Genomic DNA, 23,918 nt, shown 5'->3' on the forward strand with positions numbered 1-23,918 from the left:
GGGGGGATGTCTAATCCCCCTTTTTAATACATATACTATACGTATAAAGTTGTTTTGAAGACCTTATGCGATAGTTTTTCATGACTAAGAAGGAAATACCAATGAACATAACGATGATCAGGAAGGGGAGTATATGGTCCTGCCTTTTGATAAGCGGGATGGTGTGCTGCCCTTTTTTTGTGCCGGCACAGCAGACCGTACCGAGATATAAAGATCCAAAAGCTACAGTTGAAGAACGGGTAAAAGACCTGCTCGGCAGGATGACCCAGGAAGAGAAGATCGGGCAGCTGTCTACGCTGCTGGGGTGGGAAATGTATGATAAAAAAGGAGATAAGGTTAGGGTCTCCGCAAAGTTTAAAGAAGCGATTGCCCAAAGGCATATCGGAAACCTGTGGGCAACGCTGAGGGCTGACCCATGGACAAAGAAGACATTGCTGACAGGGCTTGACCCTTATCTGGCAGCAGAGGCAACGAATGAGCTGCAACGTTATGTGATGGAGCATAGCCGTTTGCAGATCCCTGTGTTTATTGCGGAAGAATGTCCACATGGACATATGGCCATTGGAACGACTGTTTTCCCTACTTCGATAGGTCAGAGCAGTACCTGGGATCCTGAGCTGATTGGCCGGATGGCCGGGGTGATTGCAATGGAAGCAAGGTTACAGGGGGCACATATCGGTTATGGACCGGTGCTCGACTTGGCACGTGAGCCACGCTGGTCGCGCGTGGAAGAAACTTATGGAGAAGATCCTGTGCTGAACGGCATTATGGGCGTAGCGATGGTGAAGGGGTTTCAGGGAACTCATATCGGCAGCGGCCGGAATGTGATTTCTACCCTGAAGCATTTTGCTGCCTATGGTGTTCCCGAGGGAGGGCATAACGGTGGAGGCGTGAATACAGGGGTACGTGAATTGTACCAAAGCTACCTCCCGCCTTTCAAGGCTGCCGTTGAAGCAGGAGCCTTGTCGGTGATGGCGGCCTATAATTCTATTGACGGTATTCCATGCAGTGCAAATGCATGGCTGATGAATGATGTGCTGCGTAAACAATGGGGCTTTAATGGTTTTATGGTGTCCGACCTGGGCAGTATCGATGGCTTGCTCACGGCTAACCATGTCGCAGCAGATATGAAAGAGGCGGCTGCAATGGCCATGAATGCCGGTCTGGACAATGACCTTGGTGGAGTGGCCTTCTCTGCGCCTTTAATGGAAGCCTTGAAGAATGGCACGGTGAGTCAGGAGCGCATCGATGAAGCTGTTGCAAGGATGCTGAGACTGAAGTTTGAAATGGGCCTGTTCGAAAACCCTTATGTGAAACCAAAACTGGCGAAACAGGTGGTGAGAAATAAAGCGGCAGTGGCACTGGCACGCCAGGTGGCAAGAGAATCTGTCGTGTTGCTTAAAAATGAGAAGCATACGCTTCCTTTCAGCAGAAGTATCAAATCTATTGCGGTGGTTGGTCCCAATGCCGATAATATGTATAACCAGTTGGGCGATTATACCGCTCCCCAGGATAGTGCCAATGTTTTTACCTTGCTGGAAGGCATACAAGCTAAACTGAACGGTGCGGCGAAAGTGAATTATGTGAAAGGCTGCGATATCCGTGACACGACGGATGTACGGATTGATGCTGCGGTTGCAGCAGTGCAGGCAGCTGATGTCGCTGTGGTTGTGATTGGCGGTTCAAGTGCCAGGGATTTCAAGACTGAATATATCAGTACAGGGGCAGCTACGGTATCGCAACAGGGTACAGGAACGGTCAGTGATATGGAAAGCGGTGAAGGTTATGACCGCTCTACGCTGGATTTACTGGGTAAACAGCTGGATCTGCTGCAGGCCGTGGTGAGGACCGGCAAACCGGTGGTGGTGGTCTTTATTGGTGGAAGGCCCCTGAATCTAAACTGGGCTGAGGCGAATGCCCCGGCAATTCTGAATGCCTGGTATCCTGGTCAGGAGGGTGGAAATGCAATTGCTGATGTCCTGTTCGGTGATTTTAATCCGGCAGGGAGATTACCGGTTTCTGTTCCGCGTTCGGTAGGCCAGTTGCCTGTTTATTACAATTATAAGAGTCCGCAGAAACATGACTATGTGGAAGGTCCTTCCGGCCCGCTGTACGATTTCGGATTCGGACTGAGCTACAGTAAGTTTGATTATAAGAATCTGCAGGTCAGCCTGAAGGAAACGACAGATCTGCAGCTGGATATTAACGTTGAGCTGACCAATACCAGCGATGTGGATGGGGATGAAGTGGTCCAGTTGTATATTCATGATGAGGCCGCATCTGTGGTTGTCCCTGTGAAACAGCTGAAAGCTTTTCGCCGTGTTCATCTGAAAGCCCATGAAACAAAAACTGTTTCCTTCGGTTTATTGAAAAATGATCTTATGCTCTATAATCAGCTGATGGAGCCGGTCGTGGAAGCGGGAGTATTTAAACTGATGGTGGGGGCCAGCTCAAAAGATATCAGGCTAGAAACAAAAATCAATATCAACCAAAACTATAAAATCAAATGAAGAAGATTCTTGCAGTAATTATTTTCGCTTTTACAACGGTTAGTTTGAAGGCGCAGAACGATGAAAACCTGGGTATTATTCCTGCTCCGGTTTCCGTAGAAAAGAAAACAGGGGTTTTCCAGCTCGATAAAACGGTGGTCCTGGTTTCCGGGGAAACCGCAAATGCGGGGGCAGCAGATATACTCAATGCTTTTATCGTGAGCAATGGTGGTTTCGCCCTGCGTACAGAAAAGGTTGCAGGCACAGGTAAAAGTATTGTCCTGACTGCTAAGGGAGCCGATCAGTTACCTGATGAAGGTTATTTACTGGAAGTGTCTCCACAGAAAATAACCGTAACCGGCAAGGCTGCGGGATTATTTTATGGGGTGCAGTCGCTCATGCAGATGATGGCAGAAAAAAAAGGCCAGAGCATTGCTATTGCTGCGAGTGTGATTAAGGACTATCCGAGATTTAAATACCGCGGGATGCACCTGGATGTGGGAAGGCATACTTTTCCGGTGGCATTTATCAAAAAATATATTGACCTGATGGCACAATATAAGCTGAACAACTTTCACTGGCACCTGACCGAAGATCAGGGATGGAGAATAGAGATTAAAAAATATCCTAAGCTTACTTCAGTAGGTTCCCTGAGAAGCGGAACAATTGTTGGGCACCATCCGGGTGTGACGAATGACAATACACCTTACAAAGGCTTTTACACACAGGATGAGGTGAGGGAAGTGGTGGCTTATGCGTCGAGAAAGTTTGTCAATGTGATTCCTGAAATTGAATTGCCGGGACACAGTTCGGCGGCAATTATGGCTTATCCGCAGTTGAGCTGTTTTCCTGACAGGGATACGGCTATAGATCCTAAAACACCATGGGCAGGCAGCAGAAAAGGAAAACAGGTGCAACAGACCTGGGGGGTATTTGATGATGTGTTTGTTCCGAGTGAATATACCTTTAAATTCCTGGAAGATGTGCTGGATGAGGTGATTGCCTTGTTCCCTTCTAAATATATCCATATCGGCGGAGATGAAAGTCCTAAGGATTACTGGAAAGAATCTCCATTCTGCCAGCAGCTGATTAAAGATAAAGGGTTGAAGGATGAGCATGAACTGCAGAGTTATTTTATTCAGCGCATTGAGAAGTATATCAATGGCAAAGGAAGATCGATCATCGGCTGGGATGAAATCCTGGAGGGTGGATTGGCACCAAATGCGACGGTGATGTCATGGAGAGGATTAGAAGGCGGTATTGCTGCAGCGCAGCAGAACCACGATGTGATCATGACCCCGAGCAGCAATGGTTTATATTTTGATTATGCACAGTCGACATCTAAAGATGAGCCTGTAAATATTGGCGGGGTAAATCCTTATTCGATGACCTATAAGTATGATCCTGTTCCGGAAGTCCTGTCTGCAGACCAGAAGAAATATATTCTGGGGGTTCAGGCGAATCTATGGACGGAGTATATACAAACGCCTGAAAAGGTAGAGTATATGGTACTGCCGAAAATGTTTGCCCTCAGTGAAATTGCCTGGACACCGCTGGAAAGAAAAAACCTGAAGAATTTCTCTGAGGAACGTATTCCGGTACACCTGGCCCGCCTGGAGAAAACACGTACGAATTTCTGGGTACCGACACCGCTTGGCTTGCCGGAAAAGGCAGTGAGTGGAGAAAACATCAGTATCGAGTTAAAAGCACCTGTACTGGGCGCAAAGGTGTATTATACACTGGATGGTACCCGTCCTTCTGAAATTTCAAGGCCATGGAATGGGCCGATGAAAATCAATGTGCCTGCCGGTAAAACACTGACCTTGAAAACCATTGTCATTACCTCAGGAGGAAAGAGAAGTGTGGTGACTGAAACAGCTCTAAACAACAGTACAGCGATGAATGCAAACTAAAATTTGTCCTTTTTACCTGTGCAAAATTTGGTTAAAATGCTTTTTTAGTATAAATTGCTAAAATAAGAGCGGGAGGGAGCAGGTGCTCCTTCATCCATCTTTTTGAAACAAAATTTATACTGATGAAACTCAATAAACATATTTTACGGCAGTCCGCAGTACTTGGCGGACTGCTTTTTTTATTCGCCTGCCAGCAAAGTGCTTCCGAAAAAGCAGTAGACTCCAGTTCGAAATCTGTGGCCCTGGAGAAGGTAAAGAATAATTTCCCTTTTTACAAGAATATTGTGGTGAAACCCGGCCATAGTTTTGAGGTAGTTAGCTGGGGAAAAGGAGTAGATAGTGTAGGTGGTTACCTGTTACTGATGTCAGATTCCGTAAAGAATAACTATAAATCTTTCTCTGTGGAGCGGGAGGGCATTATTACTGATGCCTGGAACATGGACATGGACAATGATGGTAACCCTGAATTGTACATTGAGCTGCTGAGCAAAAAGAATGTGAAAGACCTGAATGTGTATGAATATTCAGGGAACAGCTTCAATAAAATCACTTTTCCTCCGCTGAGCAGTAAGACCAAGAAGACGTATGGTGGTAACGATAAGTTCATGATTAAAAATGGAGACCTGTTCCGGACCTTTCCAATTGTGAATTCAACGGATACGACAGAACAGAATGGGAAATTGAAAATATTGCATTACAGTCTGCGGGGCAATAGTTTTTCCGTAGAGGAAGTGAGTGAATAATATCAGCTTTCTGAAATTCAGCTGGTTCTGCTGGATAAAAAAACAAAGCATAAAAAAAGCGTTTCATAAGAATGAAACGCTTTTTTTATGCTTTGTTCCGGATTAATGTTTGTCCTGGAGCTGATTACTGATTCGTTGGAACTTTTCGATCAGGAGGTCGATTCTTTCCTTTTCCCTGTTCATATATCCTTTTCTGAGTATAGTGGCACAAAATACGATCCAGATGATGGTAAACAGGACAAATGAGAGTTGTATCCAGGTATCCATCTGATTTAAGGTCTCATAAAAATACAGGGTAACACCAATGGAAACCGCGAAAGTATAAAACCAGTAAAGTTTGTTATGGAGGTGAAGCCGGCTCAGCTGATAGGCTTTTAAATTGGCTAAATAGGCTGCAGGATGTATGGTGAAATCATTTTTTGAGATCAGGAGGTGTTCTTTAAATAAAATAAGGGTATAAATGGCAACTGTAGCAATGATAATGCCTATGCCTACCGGGGTTGTCCAGGAGTTGAAATCAAATAATACCAATATGGAACCTATGGCAAGGAAAGAGACCACCATACCGGCAATATTAAAGAGGGATTTGGTGCGGATCGCCTTCACCTCTTTTTTAGCCTGGGCGAGCATTTCCTCTGAAGAGATTTTTACCTCAACGGAATGTGATTGCCAAAGGGACTGTATATGTTCAAATTCTTGCATGCTGATTGTATATTTCTGTCAATTTTTGTTTAATGCGGTGAATTTTCACACGCAGATTTCCTTCGCTAATACCAGATATATCTGCTATTTCATGGTAAGGCAATTCATCCAGTACCATGGTAATAATTAAACGGTCGTTTTCTTCGAGTTTTGAAATAGATTGGTAAAGGAGGGCAACCTGTTCATTTTTCTCTGAGAACTCTTCCACCTTGTTTTCAATAATGTTCTCTGTAAGCTCATCTTTGGCCTGTCTCTTTTCAGCACGCAGGTAAGTGAGACAGGTGTTAACGGCTATTCTGTAAATCCATGTTGATATCAGCGATTTATTCCGAAATTTATCCAGGTTTTGCCATACTTTGAGAAAAGTTTCCTGCAACAAGTCGTTTGCAGCATCGGAGTCTCCTGTATAACCATAACACAAATGGAAAATTTTCTTGGAATTTGTATCGAAGATTTGCTTAAATAAGATGTCTTTCTGATCCAATCTGCTTTAATTTAATATGTCTATGATAAATACACTGTATAATTGTTACAAGTGCAGGTGATTTTTTTACGTTTTCCACAAACTTTCCGAAGTAAGTTAATTATTGTAGTTTTACGCTCGTAAAAATAACTTAAGCAAAGATAATGTCAAAAAACAACAGGCTGACCTTTTTTATTTTTCTTGCATTGGTGCTGGGCGCTGTTCTTGGGTATGTATTAAATGTAAAATCATTTGATACGTTTAACCGGACCATCAGCACTGCAGATGATCAGGTGAAAGAGGCAGATGCAAAGTTGAGTGTGATTAAAGATACTACGCTTACGCAGTATACACAGCTCAATTTACAAAAGAAGGAGGCTTTACAGCTCAGGAAGGAGAGTGAAGCGGCAAGGGAAAAGAAACTGGAACCATTTACCTTATTGAGCGATATTTTCCTGAGGCTGATTAAAATGATTGTTGCCCCATTGGTATTTGCCACGCTGGTGGTGGGTGTAGCCAAGGTAGGGGATATCAAGGCAGTGGGACGGATAGGTGGAAAGACCATGCTGTGGTTTATCAGCGCTTCCTTGTTGTCACTGATATTGGGACTGATCCTGGTGAATATCTTTAAACCGGGTGAAGCCATGAACCTGCCGCTACCCAGCAGTAATGTCGATACCGGCTTGCAGAAAGCAGCTTTTTCCACAAAGGATTTCATAGCCCATATTGTACCAAAGAGTATGGCCGAGGCGATGGCAACCAATGAGATTTTACAGATTGTCGTTTTCTCTTTATTTTTTGGGGTGGCTACGGCAGCTATCGGAGAAAAGGGAAAAATCGTTATTGAATTTTTTGATGCCGTTGCCCATGTGATTCTGAAGGTGACCGGTTATGTGATGAACTTTGCACCTCTGGCAGTTTTTGGGGCAATGACAGCGATTGTGGCCAAACAGGGTTTAGGTGTACTTTCAACCTATGCCATATTTATCGGGGAGTTTTATTCCGGGATGCTGCTCTTGTGGATTGTGCTGATTATGATCGGGTATGCCATCCTGAAGAAAAGGGTATTTAACCTGATGAACAGGATGAAAGAGCCGGTGTTGGTGGCTTTCAGTACGGCAAGCAGTGAAGCTGCCTATCCGAGAACGCTGCTCCAATTGGAACGTTTTGGCTGTAAGGATAAAATTGTGAGTTTTGTACTGCCCCTGGGCTATTCCTTCAACCTGGATGGCTCGATGCTGTACATGACCTTCGCTTCCCTCTTTATTGCACAATCTTACGGTATCCATTTGTCCTTTGAACAGCAGATTACCATGCTGCTTATCCTGATGTTAACCAGTAAAGGTATAGCAGGTGTACCCAGGGCTTCCCTGGTGGTGATTGCAGGTACGATAGCGACCTTTAACATCCCTGAAGCTGGACTGGCTTTATTGATTGGTATAGACCCCTTGCTGGATATGGGTAGGTCGGCCACAAACGTGATTGGAAATAGTATTGCCACTGCAGTAGTGAGCAAGTGGGAAGGAGAACTGTCAGAAGCACAGGATTAATTATTAAAATTTTATGAGTAGCAAAGCAAAAAAAATATATCTCTTATTAACCATTGTTGTCCCTTTTCTGGCATATTCAGTTTTTTATTATATGCCAATGATTAAAAATGCCCCGTTCAGGTCGGGCGAGTTTGTCTCCCTGCAGTTCAAATGGGGACCTGGAAATAACCTGGAGAATTCCTATGATTCGGCAACAGGGATTTATCAATACAAGAATGCGAAAGATTCCCTGGTGAGGAAAAGCTTTAAATTAAGGCACAATGATATCATTTATCTCCATAACAAAGCCAATGAGCTGGGATTGTGGAATTTCCCGGAAGTCATTGCCAATGAAGGTACAGATCTGAAAAAATCGGATGTCCTGCGTTATGAAATGCAGTTCAATTACAAAAGGAAATCAAAAAAAGTGATATTTTTGTCTGATTACCATGATATTCCAAAGTTAAGGGATGTGGCCACACAGATGAAAACGCTGGTGGAGCAGACAATTACAGATGCTGAAGAACGTTATGGTAAAGCATTATAAAAATCTTTATGATTTCTAACAAATATATTCTATATTTGCACCTCGATAAAAAACAAACAATTTAAAATAATAATTATTTAACAATGTACGCAATAGTAAATATAGCAGGACAGCAATTCAAAGTTGCAAAAGACCAGCACCTTTTTGTACACCGTTTGCAAGGAGATGAAGGCGCTAGTATTGAATTTGACAATGTATTGTTGGTTGAAGACGGAGGTAACATCTCTATCGGTGCTCCTGCATTAGCAGGTGCTGTAGTTTCAGCTAAAATCGTGTCTCATTTAAAAGGTGATAAAGTAATCGTTTTCAAAAAGAAACGTAGAAAAGGTTACAAAAAGAAAAATGGCCACCGCCAGTATTTCACTAAAATCCAGATCTCTGGTATCAGTTTATAATTATTGTTAAACAATTGATAGGCAGTTTTACTGTTTGTTCATAAAATATAAAACAAAATGGCACATAAAAAAGGAGCCGGTAGTTCGAGAAACGGACGTGAGTCGCATAGTAAACGTTTAGGTATCAAAATTTTTGGTGGTCAGGAAGCTATCGCCGGAAACATTTTAGTACGTCAGCGCGGAACTAAACACCATCCTGATAAAGGTGTAGGTATTGGTAAAGACCATACTTTATTCGCTTTAGTTGATGGTACTGTAATCTTCAGAAAAAAACAAGATAACAAATCTTATGTATCTGTTTTACCTGCAAGTGTAGTTAAAGAAGTTGTTGAAAAAGCTGCTCCGGCTGTTAAAGCTGAAAAAGCTACTGAGCCAGTTGCTGAAACTGAAGCTCCTGCTAAAAAGGCACCTGCTAAAAAAGCAGTTAAAGCTGAAACAGAAGCCGCTACAGAAACTGAAGCAGCACCAGCAGAATAATATAAATTATTAGCAATAAAAAAAGAGAGTATCTATTTGGGTACTCTCTTTTTTTTTGCCAAGGATTGGTCCTTTCAATCCTTTTCAATTGTAAATGACCTGTATCTTGTTTTTAATTTCCTGAAGCTCATTTTCCAGGGCTTTTAAAGAAGCGGAGAAGCTTTGGAGGGTAAGCTCCAACTCTGTGATCAAAGTCGGTATACCCGTGTGCTCTGCGTCTTTTGACTTCATGTCTTCTTCCCCATGTAATAACCAGTTGTAACTCTTTTCATAATGTTTGGAGAGTATACACAAGGTATTAAATGTCGGATACTGATTTCCGAGTTCAATTTGCGAATAATTACTTCTCGATAGATTTAAAAGTTTCGCCACATCTGCCTGTGCCAGGGATTTTTCAATTCTTAATGATTTAATCCTTTCTCCCAGGCTTTTCTTTGATAGTATTTCTTGCATAAATAATAATTTTTTCGTTGGTTTGTGAATTGTTCTATCCGTGTAAATAAGGCAATTATTGAACCATAAGAAGTTTAAAGCCAATTGAATTACGTTATTAGTGTATATTTAGATGTATGATGAATGTCAACAATATGAAAGTTAATAAAGAATATGCTTGTATATGTGTCAAACTAAGGGAAATGAGTCATGAAGCTTAGTGCTTATTGTGAATGTTATTCCGATAACTCCTATTTCCTGTTCAACGAAAAAAATCAAATTACTTTTTTTGAAGTTCATTCTATAACTAAAGTTGGGTATTTCCTGAAAAATTTTCCTGTAATTGGGAAACCAATTGTGGAAATCATTTCACAACCATACGAGAAAAGATTTTTAAATCTGGTCGAAGATTGCTTTAAAGGGAAATCTTTTAATATTGAAAAAAGGATCAAAATTAAAGGTGGCAATGATATCCTGGTCCAGATTGTCCTTACCCCGGTATTCCTGGAATCTGGTGTTAAACATGTAAGTTGTACGATTGTAGGCAGCGACAGGAAGTCGAACCAGATGAAACTGATGGATGAGTATTCCCGCCTGGCATCCCATGATCTGAGGGCACCCATAACGAATATTCTGAGCCTGACCAGTCTGATCAGCTTCAATGACCTCCAGGTATTTGATACCGGTAAAATTGAAGGGTTACTGAAAGATATTAATGTCCAGGCAGAAAAACTGGACGATATTATCAAAATGCTGAATAGGCTTGTCAACCAGGGGCAGGGAAATGTCGATTTTACTGCGGAACAGATCAAGAAGGATGCGAAGCATATTGTTTTGGTTGATGATGATTCGCTGACCAATAAACTCCACCACATGATTATCACAAAGCACAATAAAAACAGGAAGGTAGTGCCATTTGACAGTCCAAGTCTGGCACTTGAATATTTGAAGCGCCATCAGCCCGACCTGGTCTTATTAGACCTGAATATGCCGGAGCTTGATGGTTGGAAGTTCCTGGATCTGCTGGAGGAAAACCGTATCACTGTTGATGTTGTCATTATTTCCTCCACAATTGATGCGGCCGACAGCAGAAGGGCAGGAGCCTATCCATTGGTTAAAGATTTCCTGATGAAACCTTTAACCTATGAAAAGATAAAACACCTGATAGACGAACAATCAAATTAATACTCCCTGTGGATTAATGATTTTGCCAGCTTTAGCAATACTGATTTTTTGTTTTCATCTGCATTTACGCTTTGAAGAGCTGAAAAGGAAAGCTGAAGACTGTCCTGCATTTCTGCTACTGCTAACTCCCTTATTTTGTATTTGTCATACAATGAGGTAATGGACACGATTTTTGAAGGTATATCTATGTTCAGTAGTTGTTTGTTGAGAATGTTGAGGTCTTCAGCCGAAACCAGTTCTTTTAGTTTGAGCAACAAAAAAGTCTTTTTATTGGAAATGATATCACCGCCAACCTGTTTACCGAATTTTGCTGGATCCCCGTATACATCCAGGATGTCATCCTGCAGCTGAAAGGCTATCCCAAAGCTTTCACCAAAGGTATACAATAAGCTTGCATCTTCCTCTCCTGCACCTCCTACTATAGCACCTAGCTTCATGGCTCCGCCTAACAGTACAGCAGTTTTTAAACGGATCATATTGATGTATTCAGCGATGCTTACATTATCTCTTTTCTCGAATTCCATGTCTAACTGCTGTCCTTCACAAACACCTTGTGCAGCTTCATTAAAACAATCCAGTGCAGCTTTCAGCACCTTCACATCGATATTGGAAATATGTTTGTTGGCTCGCCCCATCATGACATCTCCACTCAGTATGGCATTGTTAACTCCCCATTTGATGTGAACGGTATCATTACCTCTGCGCAAAGGTGCATTGTCCATGATGTCGTCATGGATTAAAGTGAAATTGTGGAAAGTTTCTACTGCCAGCGCAGCTTCAATGGCGATGTTAATGTCAGTGTTAAACATTTCTGAGCTGAGAAGGAGCATTACCGGCCTTAGCCTTTTGCCTCCAAGGCTCATGATATATTGTATGGGGGCATACAATTGAGCAGGTGTTGCAGGGTATTCGACTTGATTGATGGCTTTTTCTATGCGTTGTTGTAATTCAGAAATTGTATGCATTATTTTTTTACTTGTGGTATTTTTTCTAATATTTCTATTGCGTTTTGTTCTTTTTCTGTTCGGATGATGCCCTGGTTGTTTTTCCAGAAAGCTTCTCCTGTGACCGTTGCCTTTACCATATCCTGGTCATTTATTTTTCCATTGATCTCCTTCAGGTTGTCTTTGTTTACCGGCAGCTGGTCTACCATATATAAAGTAGTATATAGATCCGTTGTTTTTGCGCCGACACCCAGTACTTTCAACAGGTTGGAGGTATTAAAGACTACATAATCCAATACATTGTCCCCATGTTCATCCTGTTTAAACTGCGCTGTAAAAGTCGAAAATTTATTTTTAAAACCTAAGGGTCCTCCTCCGGATATTTTAACCCCACGGATATTCCCTTCCATTTTGAGGACTTCATTGCTTACTGTATTGACGTAATAAATTCCTTCAAAACTGAGCTGGTGTTTGATCTTATATTTAGGGATACAATTGATCTTGGCAATTTCCTGTCCGTTGAGCTCGTAGGTCCCCAGGAGTTTTAACTGATAAAGGGAATCTACCTTTCTTGTCAACGGTTTTAAAACATGGTTATTTCCCAGGTATCCGGATAAGATAAAAGTAAGATAGCTAAGGTTGTCATAGGAGATCAGGCTTTTGCCTTTCAGACTTCGCGCCTGTGTAGGATGCCATGAAGACATGGTATATGCTTTCCAGTCGGCTTCAAAGAATATCTCATTCATGTAAGTCGGACGTTCGCCTTCATAGGCAATCTGCCGGATAAAAGCTTTTCCATAATGAGATTCTCCGGCAGTTTTTCTGGCTTTATCACTCACTTCCTGCATAATGGCTATCGCAGGGTTGCCTACGCTTACTTCCTTCAGCGTCAGTACCTGCGGGATCAATGTGATCGACAGGGATTGATCGCTGCCGGTTTTCAGGTGCAGGGCATGGTAGTTGAGATGTGAGATGGCCAGGCTTGCAGGAAGTCCGCTGACCTCAATTTCAAACTGGCCATTTTCATTGGTTAAGGATTTTTTGGCATTTTTAGCCTGTATCGTGGCAAAGGGCACAGGTAATCCTGTTGTTTTATCTTTTACAATCCCCTTCAGCCTTTGCTGTGCAAAACTGCTGGTGGAAATCAAGAAAAAAAGGAACAGGATAAAAATACTTTTCTGCTGCATGTATACGCCTTATTGTCTTAGTCTTGCGTGAGAGAGAAATCTATTTGTCGTTTTGACAGATCTACTTTTTTCACTTTCACTTTCACTTCATCGCCCAATTGGTATTTCTTTTTCTTGCGTTGTCCCACGATACAGTAATTTTTCTCATCAAGTACGTAAAAGTCATCCGTGATGTCTTTCAGCCTGATCATCCCTTCACATTTGTTGTCGATGAGCTCAACATACATTCCCCATTCCGTTACGCCGGAGATGATGCCCATGAACAGCTGACCCACATTTTCTTCGAGGTATTCAACCTGTTTGTATTTGATGGAAGCCCGTTCTGCATCAGCAGCACGTTTTTCCATGGCGGAAGAATGTGAGGCCGCAGTTTCATACTCATCTACATCCGCAGAGCGTTCGCCATTTAAATAGGCTGCAAGCAGGCGGTGTACCATCACATCAGGATAACGCCTGATGGGTGAAGTGAAATGGGTGTAATGGTCGAATGCCAATCCGTAATGGCTGGTTTTCTTGGTGGTATAGATCGCTTTGGCCATAGAGCGGATAGCCAGCTGGGTGAGGACATTCTGCTCTTTTTTACCTTCTACATCTTCCATCAGAAAGTTCAGCGATTTCGCAATGTCCTTATCGGATTTCATGTTGATCTTATAACCGAAACGGGCAGCGAATAAGGCAAAGGTGCCCAGGTTTTCCAGGTTCGGAGAATCATGGGAACGGTAAATAAAGGTATATTTCTGTTTTCCTTTCCCTTTTTTGGCAATAAATTCAGCCACCTTTTTATTGGCCAGCAGCATAAAGTCTTCAATAAGCTTATGTGCATCCTTACGTTCTTTTACATATACACCAATAGGCTTACCTGTATCGTCAAGTTTGAATTTCACTTCGGTGCTTTCAAAGCTGATGGCCCCATTTTTAAACTTGCGGTCCCTTAGGATATAGGCAAGTTCATTTAGTTTCAGTATTTCCTCTGCATAGTCGCCGGCTTTATTTTCTATGACTTCCTGGGCTTCTTCATAGCTGAACCTTCTGTCGGAGTGGATGACCGTTCTGCCGAACCATTCGCTTTTGATATTGGCCTCTTTGTCGAGCTCAAATACAGCGGCGAAACACAGCTTATCTTCCTGCGGACGCAGGGAGCATACCCCGTTGCTTAAACGTTCCGGTAACATGGGAATTACCCGGTCTACCAGATAGACCGAGGTTGCCCTGGAGTAAGCTTCTTTGTCCAGATAGGTCTTAGGCTGGACATAATGGGAAACATCAGCAATATGGACACCGATTTCATAGTTCCCATTGGGCAGCTGCTGAAAGGAGATGGCATCGTCAAAGTCTTTCGCATCTGCCGGATCTATGGTGAAGGTCGCGATAGGGCGGAAGTCTCTTCTACTGGCTATTTCTTCTTCCGTAATTTCTTCCGGAATCGCATTGGCCTCTTTTTCCACTTCCGGGGGGAAGCTCAAAGGAAAACCATACTGTGCCAGTATCGCATTCATTTCGGTATCATTTTCTCCCTGTGTACCCAGGATATTGATGATTTTGCCTATCGGGTTTTTCGCATTTTCCGGCCAGTCGGTAATGGCTACCTGAACTTTCTGGCCATTTTTTGCCCCTGCAAGATCGGACAGGGGAACGAATATGTCCTGCAGCATTTTCTTGTCATCTACACTGACAAATGCAAAACGCTCGGATATTTTGATCACCCCAATGAAGTCGGTTTTTAAACGCTGGATAATCTCTACAACTTCCCCTTCGTTTTTCCTCCCTCTTTTTTTAGCATATATATATACTTTTACCTTATCACCGTGCAGCGCATTGTGGAGTTTGCGTGCCGATACGAATACATCCTTTTCAAATTCATCGTCAGGAATAATGAAGGCTGCACCATCTGCGGTGAGGTCCACTTTTCCTGTAATGAAGGTTTTAAGTTCCTTTAACTTGAATTTCCCCTTCTCAGGTTCACTAAATATACCCTTGTGGGCCTGTTCTTTCAGTATTTCTAAAATGGTCTCCCGGGATTCGTTATCAGTTATATTAAGTTTGGCCGAGACCTGTTTGTAGTTTAATGCTTCATTGTTGTTTTTCTCTAACACGTCACTTATTAATTTGGTGAGGACGAGTTTTATCTGAGAAGATTTCTTTTTTACCATAACATTTGTATCAATTATTCCGAAGGTAGCATTTTGAAATGATTTTCCCGTGTTTAAAATCCTGCGGAGACCTGGACTTCATATTTACAGCAGCATCCAGGTGAGTGAACCCTGCGGGGATCCTGATTTCAGAACAGGCTGGTATGGCCAGGGATGGCAGAGATTAACTTCTTGGTATAAGCTTTTTGCGGATGGTTATAAATATCTTCCGGAAAACCTTCTTCTTCCACTTTACCCTTGTTCATGACAACCATTCTGTCGGACAAGTGTTTTACTACTGCCAGGTCGTGCGAAATAAAAATATAAGTGAGACCAAGTTCCTGCTGAAGGTGACGAAGTAAGTTCAGCACCTGTGCCTGTACAGATACATCGAGTGCGGATACAGATTCGTCGCAGATGATCAACTTCGGTTGCAGGGCAAGTGCGCGTGCAATGACGATTCGCTGCCGTTGTCCTCCGGAAAACTCATGCGGATAGCGGCTGAAATGGTCAGGATGCAAGCCAACAAGTTGCATCAGGTTTTGGATATGGGATTTCCGCTGCTGGTCTGAGGGGAACAGCTGGTGCACCTGTAAAGGTTCCATAAGGGTATTGCCGACAGTCATTCTCGGATTCAGGGAGGAATAGGGATCCTGAAAGATCAGCTGAATTTCTCTTCTCAGTTTCCTGAGTCCGCTTTGTTGAAGTGTAGTGATGTCACGGCCTTCAAAAAATATTTTACCGGAGCTGGGTTCGATGAGCCTGAGGATACTCCTTCCCAGGGTGGTTTTGCCGCATCCGGACTCCCCGGCAAGGCCGAGGGTCTCTCCCGGAAATACTTTAAGGGAAATGCCGTCAACTGCCTTGATGACCCCTGTAGTTTGCCCGAATAGTCCATTGCGTACAGGATACCAGGTGCAGAGTTCCCGGAGTTCCAGGATCGGGTCGGCGGTATATAACTTCGCTCTTTTGGATGCTATTTCGGCATCGGTATAGCTGTTTTCCGCAAGAAGATGAGCAATAGGCTTTGATTCATTCGCGCCAAGGAAGTCGCCCACTACCGGTAGGCGCTTTAACCTGAACAGGGGGGATGGACGGCAGGCCAGAAGACCTTTGGTATAAGGATGTGCTGGATGGCTAAAGATATCGGATACGGGACCCTGTTCCACAATTTTCCCTTTATACATCACAGCCACATCATCTGCAATTTCACTGATTACACCCAGGTCATGTGAGATGAAGATCATGGCCATGTCTCTTTCCTTTTTGAGTTTTAGCAGCAGCTGGAGGATCGTCTGCTGAACAGTTACATCCAGTGCAGTGGTAGGCTCATCGGCAATAAGTAATTCAGGATTACAGCTCAGGGCCATGGCGATCATCACCCGCTGTTTTTGTCCGCCGGAAAGATGATGCGGATAGGTATCGAATATATGTTCCGGCCGCGGAAGCTGTACTTCATTGAACAATAAGATGGCTTTCTCCCTGGCCGCTTTCTTACTGATTTTCTGGTGCAATATAATCGCTTCCTGCACCTGGTCGCCGCAGGTAAAAACAGGGTTCAGTGAGGTCATTGGTTCCTGGAAAATCATCGCTATCTTGTTCCCGCGGTAATGCCTGATTTCTTCCTCAGAGAGTGCTCCTAAATTGATGTCATTAAAAGTTATCTGTCCCTGGATCCGGCTGTTTTGAGGATCCAGCAGCCGCATAATGGAGAAGGAGGTGACTGATTTTCCCGATCCTGATTCTCCTACGATACCCAGTATTTTTCCTTTCTGCAGGCTGAAACTAACCTCGGTTACGGCTGTATTCCAGGACTGTTTTTCCTGGTCAAAAAACTGTATATTAAGATCGGTTATGTTTAGCATGAGATGACCAATATAGACAAAAAAATGGCTCTTGTTTCGTCTAATTCTGCTATTTTTGCAAAATGGAAAGAGAAATTCTTGATACAAAGCGTAAAGCCTTAAATATCAATTTAAATCCCAATATCTATGGGACTTTCGCAGAAATTGGAGCAGGACAAGAGGTGGCACGTAACTTCTTTACTGCAGGCGCAGCTTCAGGAACGGTAGCGAAAACCATGTCTGCCTATGATATGACTTTTAGTGATGCGATCTACGGGGCGGAAGAAACCGGAAGGTACGTTAGTCAGTCGAGGCTTCAGAAAATGCTGAACCATGAATACGGACTGCTGACGGAGCGGCTCCAGGGGGAAAAGTATGACAGCCGTACTTTTTTTGCTTTCGCGGATACAGTGACGACGCTGAACTACAATAAATCCAATGATCCGCATGGCTGGATTGGGATTAAATTCCAGATTGCACCTGAAGCGGAGGCCAATGAAATATTTTTCCATGTGCGCCTGCTGGACACCGATTCGGCCCTGCAGCAAAATGTACTCGGCATTATTGGGGTAAACCTGGTTTATGCCGCCTTTTATTACAACCGTGATCCCAAAAAGATGATTGAATCCCTTGCCGATAACCTGACTATAGGCTCGGTAGAGATCGATTTAATTTCAGTGAGCGGACCTGCTTTTAAAAATATCAACAATATCCTGCTGAACCTTTACCTGATTGTGAGGGATTTCTCTGATGCTGCCATATTTGATTCTGCGGGGCAGCCCTGCCTGCCTAAGGACCTGCTCTATAAGAAGGATATCATGATCCTCCGGACGAAATATGCCCAGAAATCACTGCCCAACTTCAGTCTCTTCAACAGGGCTGTAGACCAGTTTAAAAGGACAGAGAAAGTGAGTAAGGATAACCTGAGTGTGCTGATTGAAGTCCTGTTAAGTAATGTGCTTACTGCGGATGATGAAGTTCCCGATGACCTGAACCTGGAAGCTGTGGCACAAAGGGCAGAAGAGCTTTGCCAGACAGGAAACCTCGTGATTGTTTCCAATTTCTCCAGACACAATAAGCTGGCTAAGTACCTTGACCGCTGTAAGCCAAAAAGTGTGGGGATATCTACAAATATCAATAACCTGAAATTTGTCTTTAATTCGAGTAATTTCGGAGGCAACTATTCCAGTCAGCTCCTGAGCTATGTGAGTGATATGTTCACCAAAAATGTGAAGCTTTTTGCCTATCCTTTCCTTGATAAAAAATCCAACCAGGTCATTACCACGACCAATATGCCCGTGACGCCTGATGCCAAACCTTTGTTTGACTTCCTGATTCTGAACGGATACATATCTGATATCAAAGAATACAGTGATGTGGATGTAAAAACGGTTTAATCAAAGAAGGACTGTTGAAGGGGGGATGCCTGACTTTTTTGACCAGCAAAAAAAACTGGAAGCGTTAAACACGACCTAAAAATCCCCCAATAAGTGTCTGACTTTTTGGGGGATTTTTTTATTCAACAGGAGGGGCATTACTTCGCTGCCTGATCTGCTTTTTGATTATCGTAAGCGTCTTTGATGACAATAGCCATCAGCATTTCAGGATGTTCCGGTGCTTTAAATCCAAACTGGCTGTACAGGCCCTGGGCATCAAGGGTAGCCAACTGATAGGTCCTCAATCCCTGTAAATCTTTATGGAAGAGCATGAGTGACATCAGTTTTTTTGACAATCCCAGTCCACGGTAAGGCTCTTCCACATACACATCCGCCAGGTGTGCGAAAGTGGCTTTGTCTGTCACCCATCTGGCGAACCCAACCTGAATATGATCTTTATAGATACCGAAACATAGGGAATGCTGAACAGACCTGACTACGGTCTCCAGAGGAATTCCCTTTGCCCAGTAGGACTGGGTGCTGAGGTAATGGTGAACCGCAACAGGATCAATCAGATTCCTGTCATCCGAGAAAACGAAACCCTGATCGATAATTTCCATGCCTAGTTGCGCATATTGATGTACTGTAAAGGCTGACCGAAATCTTCTTTTTTACATAAAGCGATGACACCCTGGAGGTCGTCAATACTTTTGCTTTGTACACGTACCTGGTCATCCATCATCGAGGCCTGTACCTTTAAGCTGCTGGCCTTAATTTTGGCCACAATCTTCTTGGCAGTCTCCCTGTCTATTCCTTCTTTAATAGAGATCTCTTTTCTGATCATGTTACCCGATGCATATTGTTCCTTTCCAAAGTCGAGACTGTTAGGGTCAATGCCCTGTTTAACCATCCGGGAAATGATCGAGTCTTCAATGGCTTTTAAACGCATATCATCCTCTGTGACTACTGTAATCACGTTTGTTTTTTTATCGTGGTCGATTGTACTTTTTGAAGTGGAGAAATCATAACGGTTCAGGATTTCCTTTTTTGCATTGTTCATCGCGTTATCTAATGTTTGCGCGTCTACTTTACTTACTATATCGAAAGTGGGCATGATTATGGCTTTAGAATAAAAAAAATGTTAGATTTAAATAATATCAATTTAACGCATTAATCAAAAAATATATTATGAAAACCGATAGCTCAAAAGTGCAAAAAAAAGTTGCTAAAAAGGCAGCAAAAAAAGAATTAGAGCAGAGTTTGGCCCAAAAGTTTTTTGAGGTCATTGGACATCTGGGGCATGATGCTGAGAAAATAGCCGATGAGGTAACCAAGGCAGCGAAATCTGTTGCGGGTAAACTGGCTAAGAAATTTGCGGGGGACAAGAAAGAAACTGATAAGAAGAAAGCTAAACCGACAAAAAACAGCACCATCAAAAAAGCGGAAGAGCTGAAAAAGGCGGTCGCAAAAGCGACAGTGAAGGGGACTAAAAAAGCGGGTAAGGAAGTGGAGAAGGCGGTATCTAAGGCAAAACCTTTGGCCAGCAGCATTAAAGTGGAGGCCATTGCTTCTGAAGAAAAAGCTGCGGATCTGATTAAACCTAAAAAAGAGGCTGTCGCAAAGGTAGCTGCACCGGTTAAAAAGCAGGCGACTTCAACTGTTGCTGCCCCTGTTGCTGAAAAAAGCACTGCCTTAACTGAGGAAACACCTGTTGCCGCAAAAACAGCCCTGAAAAGAAAACCAGCAGTGGCAGCCAAAAAAGTAAGTGCAACTGCAGCTAAGACAGTTCCTGAAAATCCGGTAAGCCCGAAACCGAGGGCAGCGCGTAAACCTGTAGCAAAAAAGCCGGCAGACCCGACTGAGACTACAGAATAAGCTGGTTCGCCGTAAATAACCTGAAGGGTACAACCGTACGGAATACCGATAGGGACTGTTACGTTATCTGGGTTAATTCAGGAATACTTAACATTTAATTAACAATAGAATTTGCAGTTTTGAGCTTTCCGGTTATCCGGTATATTTTGATCGATTACATGACTAAGAAGAAGGTACCATTTTTAAACAGAGAGATCAGCTGGTTATATTTTAACGAGCGGGTTCTTCAGGAAGCTGCAGACGAAACTGTACCCCTCATTGAACGCATCAAGTTTTTATCGATATTCTCCTCTAACCTGGAAGAATTTTATAGGGTAAGGGTGGCTACCATGACACGTTTATCTAATTTAAATGATAAGGCAAAAGAGCTTCTTGGTTTTAATCCGAAAAAAATACTGAATGAAATCAAGAATATTGTGGTTAAGCAGGAACGTAAGTTTGAGCAGCTCTTTCAGGCGACGCTGATCAATGAACTTGCCCAGAACCGTATATTTATATTGAATGACACCCAGCTCAATGTGGCCAGGGGGGAGTTTGTCAGGGAACATTTCAGGAATAAGATCCTTTCCAATCTGGTTCCTATCATCGTAAACCTGGATAAACCCTTCCCTGAACTGAAAGACCGTTCCCTTTACTTTTTTGTAAGGCTGAAAAAGAAGACCGGAAGAAAAAAAGACCAGTATGCGCTGATTGAATTGCCTACAGACCTGCCGCGTTTCCTGGTGTTACCGGAAACCAACGGACTGAAGTTTATTATCCTCGCAGAGGATATCATTAAATATTGCCTGGACGATATCTTTTATACCTTCAGCTATGATGATATGGATGCTTTTTCCATTCAACTGACAAGGGATGCGGAGCTGGATATTGATAAAAATGTAAGCGATAAGTTTATTGATGAACTGAAGACCAGCCTGGACAAACGGAAAAAGGGTAAACCTATGCGTTTGTTATACGATACCGAGATGCCATTTGATATGCTGAGTATCCTGGTAGCCAAAATGAAGATTGAAGCAGAAAGCCTGATTCCCGGAAACAGATACCACAGGTTTGGTGATTTTATTAAATTTCCGAATGTGGGGGACAAAAGCCTGGAATATCCGGCAAATGTACCCTTGAAAGTTTCCGGTCTTCACCGTACGCAAAGTATCTTTAATAAACTTGCAGAACGCGATTTTCTGGTCAACCTCCCTTACCAGTCGTACGATTATATTATACTTTTCCTCAGGGAGGCCGCTATTGATCCGAAGGTTACCGATATCAATATCACGCTTTACAGGCTTGCCGAAAACTCGAAGGTGATCAATGCGTTGATCAATGCCGCGAAAAATGGGAAGAAAGTAAATTGTCTGGTGGAACTCAAGGCACGTTTTGATGAACGTGCAAATATCTTCTGGACGAATAGGCTGGAAGAGGAGGGAGTACAGGTGAATTATGGCCTTACGGATTATAAGGTGCATTCCAAAATATGTCTGGTCACCCGGATAGAAAAAGGCCGTCCTGTGTATTATGCCAATCTGGCGACAGGAAATTTTAATGAGAAAACAGCGAGGTTATATTGTGACCACAGCATCTTTACCGCAAAAAAGGAAATTACACATGACCTGATCAAGCTCTTTGCCGCATTGAACAAGAAAACGGTGGCTTCAGGATTCAAGCACCTGATGGTTTCCCCTATAGAATCGCGGACAAAGTTTTACGGACTTATTGAACGGGAGATCAGGATTGCCAAATCCGGCAAACCTGCCTACCTGATCCTGAAGGTCAACAGTTTGGCCGATGAAGGGATTGTTGAAAAGCTGTATGATGCCAGTAATGCCGGAGTGAAGATCAAACTGATCGTCAGGGGCATCTGCTGCCTGGTACCGGGTATCAAGGGATTCAGTGAAAATATCACGGTGATCAGTATCGTGGATAAATTTCTTGAGCATGCCCGTGTTTTTATTTTTGGGAACAATGGCAAGGAAGAGATGTTCCTTTCTTCTGCCGACCTGATGTCCAGGAATTTTGAACACAGGGTAGAAGTTGGATTTCCTGTGCTGGATGCTGAAGTGCGGCAGGAAATACGGGACATTATCGAGTTCCAGTTACAGGATAATGTAAAGGCCAGGGACATTACCCGGTTAAATAACAATAAATATCATAAGAACCGTCTTACTGCCAAGGTAAGGGCCCAGGTTCAGACTTATAATTACTTAAAAAATAAACACCACTAGAAAGATTATGCTCAGATATGCTGCAATTGACGTTGGTTCCAATGCTGTCAGACTGCTTATAGCAGATATTACCCAGACTGAAGATGGTTATGGGTTTAAAAAGAATACCCTGGTGAGGGTACCTCTAAGGCTTGGTGACGATGCTTTTCTGGAGCATAGAATTTCGGGGCGTAAGATTGAAGACCTGCTGAAAACCATGGTGGCCTTTAAAAATCTGATGGATGTTTATCAGGTGTCTGCCTACCTTGCCTGTGCTACTTCTTCGATGCGGGAAGCAGAGAACGGGCAGGATATTATCCGTTTGATTAAGGAACAGGCGAACCTGGATCTGGAAATCATTGAAGGACAAAGGGAAGCGAATATTATTTATGCCAACCATATTGAAGATACGCTGGACATCAATAAGAATTACCTGTACATTGATGTAGGTGGTGGAAGTACGGAGCTTTCTGTATTTGTAAATAAAGTACCTATCGCCTCCAAATCATTTGATATCGGAACTATCCGTATCCTGGATAACCAGGATAAAGATGAAACCTGGGAAGAAATGAAATTATGGGTGAAGGAACAAACCAAATTCCATAAAAACCTGGCCGGAATTGGAACGGGTGGAAATATCAATAAACTCTACCGGATGGCCAATGAAAAGGAGGGACAGCCCCTGACATTTTTAAAACTGAAATCCCTTTACAATCAGTTGAACAGCCATTCCCTGAAAGAGAGAATCCAGATTTTCGGTTTAAACCCGGATCGTGCAGATGTAATCATCCCGGCATCGGAGATTTATATTACACTGATGAAATGGACCGGCATCAAGCAGATCCATGTGCCAAGGGTAGGTATGGCCGATGGGATTATTAATCTTTTAATAGAGGAGAATCTGAAAAAATAATAGACAGGTATTTACCATGATGACTTATTGATGCAGCATGGTAAATACCTGTATGTAAGTTTCTCACTGCCGGTAATCCGCTTTTATCTTTTTCCAGCCGGTAAGTGTGGCTCAATTCATTAAATTCCTGCAGGTAGGATGGGGAGTTGTCGAAATGGTGGATATGGATTGAAAGTGGTACCCGATGAAGTTGCCCCTTATCCAGAACAGCAATGGTATGGATTTTATCTGCGCTGAGCAATGAACGGGTGTGGAATATTCTTTTTTGATAGCTGACATATCCTGTCCTCCATTTTATTCCGGAGGAGTCGGCCGTAGAGCCATATTCCTGTACTCCGGATTCCTCCACGCAGACCAAACTTGCCGGGGCATAAATGCGTTCCCTGCTTATCCTGTTTTCGGCTTTATAGGCCGCTTCTTTCATCGACCATAATATCCATACCTGATGTGCAGGATGGACAGCTTCCCTGATCAATTTCTGCTCAGCTTTGGTGAACACCTTTTCCAGGTAACCTTTACGCTGCCAGTTGCTTTCTATTTGGGCCAGGCTGAGGTCAACTACATCATTTCCCAGCATGGG

22 protein-coding genes are annotated in these 23,918 nt (G+C 43.0%); 12 read left to right on the forward strand and 10 right to left on the reverse strand.

The genetic code is table 11. The features are described from left to right. Positions 1–101 precede the first annotated feature (101 nt). The 3 genes from ACSBL2_RS07550 (at position 102) to ACSBL2_RS07560 (ending at position 5,145) form a co-directional block, all read left to right on the forward strand. Positions 102–2,510, forward strand: a complete 2,409-nt coding sequence (locus tag ACSBL2_RS07550; protein ID WP_442591069.1) for a glycoside hydrolase family 3 N-terminal domain-containing protein — start codon at positions 102–104, stop codon at positions 2,508–2,510. After that, a complete protein-coding gene (locus ACSBL2_RS07555) occupies positions 2,507–4,402 on the forward strand; it encodes a beta-N-acetylhexosaminidase (protein ID WP_442591070.1) in 1,896 nt (631 codons plus the stop codon). The genes ACSBL2_RS07550 and ACSBL2_RS07555 overlap by 4 nt, the downstream gene beginning before the upstream one ends. A gap of 122 nt (positions 4,403–4,524) precedes the next feature. After that, a complete protein-coding gene (locus tag ACSBL2_RS07560) occupies positions 4,525–5,145 on the forward strand; it encodes a hypothetical protein (protein ID WP_442591071.1) in 621 nt (206 codons plus the stop codon). Positions 5,146–5,247: 102 nt separating this feature from the next. Here ACSBL2_RS07560 and ACSBL2_RS07565 read toward each other — a convergent pair whose 3' ends face one another. Then, positions 5,248–5,847 carry a hypothetical protein gene (locus ACSBL2_RS07565; protein ID WP_442591072.1) on the reverse strand — a complete coding sequence of 200 codons (600 nt, stop codon included), beginning with the start codon at positions 5,845–5,847 and terminating at the stop codon, positions 5,248–5,250. Next, the gene (locus ACSBL2_RS07570) at positions 5,834–6,331 is read right to left on the reverse strand and encodes an RNA polymerase sigma factor (protein WP_442591073.1); all 498 of its coding nucleotides are present in this window, start codon (positions 6,329–6,331) and stop codon (positions 5,834–5,836) included. Before ACSBL2_RS07570 ends, ACSBL2_RS07565 begins: the two co-directional genes overlap by 14 nt. A 143-nt stretch (positions 6,332–6,474) precedes the next feature. Between ACSBL2_RS07570 and ACSBL2_RS07575 the strand changes: the two genes are divergently transcribed. The 4 genes from ACSBL2_RS07575 to rpmA all read left to right on the forward strand — a co-directional run bounded on the left by ACSBL2_RS07575 (position 6,475) and on the right by rpmA (position 9,258). After that, complete coding sequence (locus ACSBL2_RS07575) at positions 6,475–7,860, forward strand: dicarboxylate/amino acid:cation symporter (protein WP_442591074.1); 1,386 nt, start codon at positions 6,475–6,477, stop codon at positions 7,858–7,860. Between the two features lie 97 nt (positions 7,861–7,957). Next, positions 7,958–8,386, forward strand: a complete 429-nt coding sequence (locus ACSBL2_RS07580; RefSeq protein WP_442591075.1) for a hypothetical protein — start codon at positions 7,958–7,960, stop codon at positions 8,384–8,386. A gap of 83 nt (positions 8,387–8,469) precedes the next feature. Continuing rightward, positions 8,470–8,781: a 50S ribosomal protein L21 gene (gene rplU / locus ACSBL2_RS07585; protein WP_442591076.1), complete on the forward strand. Its 312-nt coding sequence runs from the start codon at positions 8,470–8,472 to the stop codon at positions 8,779–8,781. Positions 8,782–8,838: 57 nt separating this feature from the next. Continuing rightward, positions 8,839–9,258: a 50S ribosomal protein L27 gene (gene rpmA / locus ACSBL2_RS07590; protein ID WP_442591077.1), complete on the forward strand. Its 420-nt coding sequence runs from the start codon at positions 8,839–8,841 to the stop codon at positions 9,256–9,258. Positions 9,259–9,342: 84 nt separating this feature from the next. Here the strand turns inward: rpmA and ACSBL2_RS07595 are convergent, their stop codons facing one another. After that, on the reverse strand, positions 9,343–9,711 hold the full coding sequence (locus ACSBL2_RS07595) for a helix-turn-helix domain-containing protein (protein WP_442591078.1): 369 nt from the start codon (positions 9,709–9,711) through the stop codon (positions 9,343–9,345). 189 nt (positions 9,712–9,900) lie between these two features. Here ACSBL2_RS07595 and ACSBL2_RS07600 point away from each other — a divergent pair, with 189 nt between their 5' ends. Continuing rightward, a complete protein-coding gene (locus ACSBL2_RS07600; RefSeq protein ID WP_442591079.1) occupies positions 9,901–10,875 on the forward strand; it encodes a response regulator in 975 nt (324 codons plus the stop codon). Here the strand turns inward: ACSBL2_RS07600 and ACSBL2_RS07605 are convergent. The 4 genes from ACSBL2_RS07605 to ACSBL2_RS07620 all read right to left on the reverse strand — a co-directional run bounded on the left by ACSBL2_RS07605 (position 10,872) and on the right by ACSBL2_RS07620 (position 17,000). After that, the gene (locus ACSBL2_RS07605; protein ID WP_442591080.1) at positions 10,872–11,840 is read right to left on the reverse strand and encodes a polyprenyl synthetase family protein; all 969 of its coding nucleotides are present in this window, start codon (positions 11,838–11,840) and stop codon (positions 10,872–10,874) included. The genes ACSBL2_RS07600 and ACSBL2_RS07605 overlap by 4 nt on opposite strands. Further along, positions 11,840–13,006, reverse strand: a complete 1,167-nt coding sequence (locus ACSBL2_RS07610; protein ID WP_442591081.1) for a carboxypeptidase-like regulatory domain-containing protein — start codon at positions 13,004–13,006, stop codon at positions 11,840–11,842. The genes ACSBL2_RS07605 and ACSBL2_RS07610 overlap by 1 nt, the downstream gene beginning before the upstream one ends. Before the next feature lie 17 nt (positions 13,007–13,023). Continuing rightward, complete coding sequence (rnr, locus tag ACSBL2_RS07615) at positions 13,024–15,156, reverse strand: ribonuclease R (RefSeq protein WP_442591082.1); 2,133 nt, start codon at positions 15,154–15,156, stop codon at positions 13,024–13,026. A gap of 128 nt (positions 15,157–15,284) precedes the next feature. After that, positions 15,285–17,000 carry an ABC transporter ATP-binding protein gene (locus ACSBL2_RS07620; RefSeq protein WP_442591083.1) on the reverse strand — a complete coding sequence of 572 codons (1,716 nt, stop codon included), beginning with the start codon at positions 16,998–17,000 and terminating at the stop codon, positions 15,285–15,287. A 62-nt stretch (positions 17,001–17,062) separates the two neighbouring features. On the opposite strand from ACSBL2_RS07620, the gene ACSBL2_RS07625 reads away from it, so the two are divergent. Beyond that, positions 17,063–18,376: a nicotinamide mononucleotide adenylyltransferase gene (locus tag ACSBL2_RS07625; protein WP_442591084.1), complete on the forward strand. Its 1,314-nt coding sequence runs from the start codon at positions 17,063–17,065 to the stop codon at positions 18,374–18,376. A 137-nt stretch (positions 18,377–18,513) separates the two neighbouring features. Here the strand turns inward: ACSBL2_RS07625 and ACSBL2_RS07630 are convergent, their stop codons facing one another. Then, complete coding sequence (locus ACSBL2_RS07630; RefSeq protein WP_442591085.1) at positions 18,514–18,975, reverse strand: GNAT family N-acetyltransferase; 462 nt, start codon at positions 18,973–18,975, stop codon at positions 18,514–18,516. Between the two features lie 2 nt (positions 18,976–18,977). After that, positions 18,978–19,469, reverse strand: coding sequence for a YajQ family cyclic di-GMP-binding protein (locus tag ACSBL2_RS07635; protein ID WP_442591086.1), 492 nt, complete (start codon positions 19,467–19,469; stop codon positions 18,978–18,980). 74 nt (positions 19,470–19,543) lie between these two features. Between ACSBL2_RS07635 and ACSBL2_RS07640 the strand changes: the two genes are divergently transcribed. The 3 genes from ACSBL2_RS07640 (at position 19,544) to ACSBL2_RS07650 (ending at position 23,338) form a co-directional block, all read left to right on the forward strand. After that, positions 19,544–20,230, forward strand: a complete 687-nt coding sequence (locus tag ACSBL2_RS07640) for a hypothetical protein (RefSeq protein WP_442591087.1) — start codon at positions 19,544–19,546, stop codon at positions 20,228–20,230. 158 nt (positions 20,231–20,388) lie between these two features. Further along, entirely contained in the window at positions 20,389–22,446 is a 2,058-nt protein-coding gene (ppk1, locus tag ACSBL2_RS07645; RefSeq protein ID WP_442591088.1) for a polyphosphate kinase 1, read from the forward strand. A 7-nt stretch (positions 22,447–22,453) separates the two neighbouring features. Next, positions 22,454–23,338, forward strand: coding sequence for a Ppx/GppA phosphatase family protein (locus tag ACSBL2_RS07650; protein ID WP_442591089.1), 885 nt, complete (start codon positions 22,454–22,456; stop codon positions 23,336–23,338). Here the strand turns inward: ACSBL2_RS07650 and ACSBL2_RS07655 are convergent. After that, positions 23,304–23,915, reverse strand: a complete 612-nt coding sequence (locus ACSBL2_RS07655; RefSeq protein WP_442591090.1) for a 4'-phosphopantetheinyl transferase superfamily protein — start codon at positions 23,913–23,915, stop codon at positions 23,304–23,306. The two genes, ACSBL2_RS07650 and ACSBL2_RS07655, sit on opposite strands and share 35 nt — an antisense overlap. Between the last annotated feature and the right edge of the window lie 3 nt (positions 23,916–23,918).

It is taken from the genome of Pedobacter sp. AW31-3R (assembly GCF_052180285.1).
Classification (GTDB): Bacteria; Bacteroidota; Bacteroidia; order Sphingobacteriales; family Sphingobacteriaceae; genus Pedobacter.

Excerpts from the sequence above, each read along its gene's own strand:
- ACSBL2_RS07550 (WP_442591069.1), top strand. The coding sequence starts at position 102 with ATGAACATAACGATGATCAGGAAGGGGAGTATATGGTCCTGCCTTTTG.
- ACSBL2_RS07555 (WP_442591070.1), top strand. The coding sequence starts at position 2,507 with ATGAAGAAGATTCTTGCAGTAATTATTTTCGCTTTTACAACGGTTAGT.
- ACSBL2_RS07560 (WP_442591071.1), top strand. The coding sequence starts at position 4,525 with ATGAAACTCAATAAACATATTTTACGGCAGTCCGCAGTACTTGGCGGA.
- ACSBL2_RS07565 (WP_442591072.1), bottom strand. The coding sequence starts at position 5,847 with ATGCAAGAATTTGAACATATACAGTCCCTTTGGCAATCACATTCCGTT.
- ACSBL2_RS07575 (WP_442591074.1), top strand. The coding sequence starts at position 6,475 with ATGTCAAAAAACAACAGGCTGACCTTTTTTATTTTTCTTGCATTGGTG.
- ACSBL2_RS07580 (WP_442591075.1), top strand. The coding sequence starts at position 7,958 with ATGATTAAAAATGCCCCGTTCAGGTCGGGCGAGTTTGTCTCCCTGCAG.
- rplU (WP_442591076.1), top strand. The coding sequence starts at position 8,470 with ATGTACGCAATAGTAAATATAGCAGGACAGCAATTCAAAGTTGCAAAA.
- rpmA (WP_442591077.1), top strand. The coding sequence starts at position 8,839 with ATGGCACATAAAAAAGGAGCCGGTAGTTCGAGAAACGGACGTGAGTCG.
- ACSBL2_RS07595 (WP_442591078.1), bottom strand. The coding sequence starts at position 9,711 with ATGCAAGAAATACTATCAAAGAAAAGCCTGGGAGAAAGGATTAAATCA.
- ACSBL2_RS07600 (WP_442591079.1), top strand. The coding sequence starts at position 9,901 with ATGAAGCTTAGTGCTTATTGTGAATGTTATTCCGATAACTCCTATTTC.
- ACSBL2_RS07605 (WP_442591080.1), bottom strand. The coding sequence starts at position 11,840 with ATGCATACAATTTCTGAATTACAACAACGCATAGAAAAAGCCATCAAT.
- ACSBL2_RS07610 (WP_442591081.1), bottom strand. The coding sequence starts at position 13,006 with ATGCAGCAGAAAAGTATTTTTATCCTGTTCCTTTTTTTCTTGATTTCC.
- rnr (WP_442591082.1), bottom strand. The coding sequence starts at position 15,156 with ATGGTAAAAAAGAAATCTTCTCAGATAAAACTCGTCCTCACCAAATTA.
- ACSBL2_RS07620 (WP_442591083.1), bottom strand. The coding sequence starts at position 17,000 with ATGCTAAACATAACCGATCTTAATATACAGTTTTTTGACCAGGAAAAA.
- ACSBL2_RS07625 (WP_442591084.1), top strand. The coding sequence starts at position 17,063 with ATGGAAAGAGAAATTCTTGATACAAAGCGTAAAGCCTTAAATATCAAT.
- ACSBL2_RS07630 (WP_442591085.1), bottom strand. The coding sequence starts at position 18,975 with ATGGAAATTATCGATCAGGGTTTCGTTTTCTCGGATGACAGGAATCTG.
- ACSBL2_RS07635 (WP_442591086.1), bottom strand. The coding sequence starts at position 19,469 with ATGCCCACTTTCGATATAGTAAGTAAAGTAGACGCGCAAACATTAGAT.
- ACSBL2_RS07640 (WP_442591087.1), top strand. The coding sequence starts at position 19,544 with ATGAAAACCGATAGCTCAAAAGTGCAAAAAAAAGTTGCTAAAAAGGCA.
- ppk1 (WP_442591088.1), top strand. The coding sequence starts at position 20,389 with ATGACTAAGAAGAAGGTACCATTTTTAAACAGAGAGATCAGCTGGTTA.
- ACSBL2_RS07650 (WP_442591089.1), top strand. The coding sequence starts at position 22,454 with ATGCTCAGATATGCTGCAATTGACGTTGGTTCCAATGCTGTCAGACTG.
- ACSBL2_RS07655 (WP_442591090.1), bottom strand. The coding sequence starts at position 23,915 with ATGCTGGGAAATGATGTAGTTGACCTCAGCCTGGCCCAAATAGAAAGC.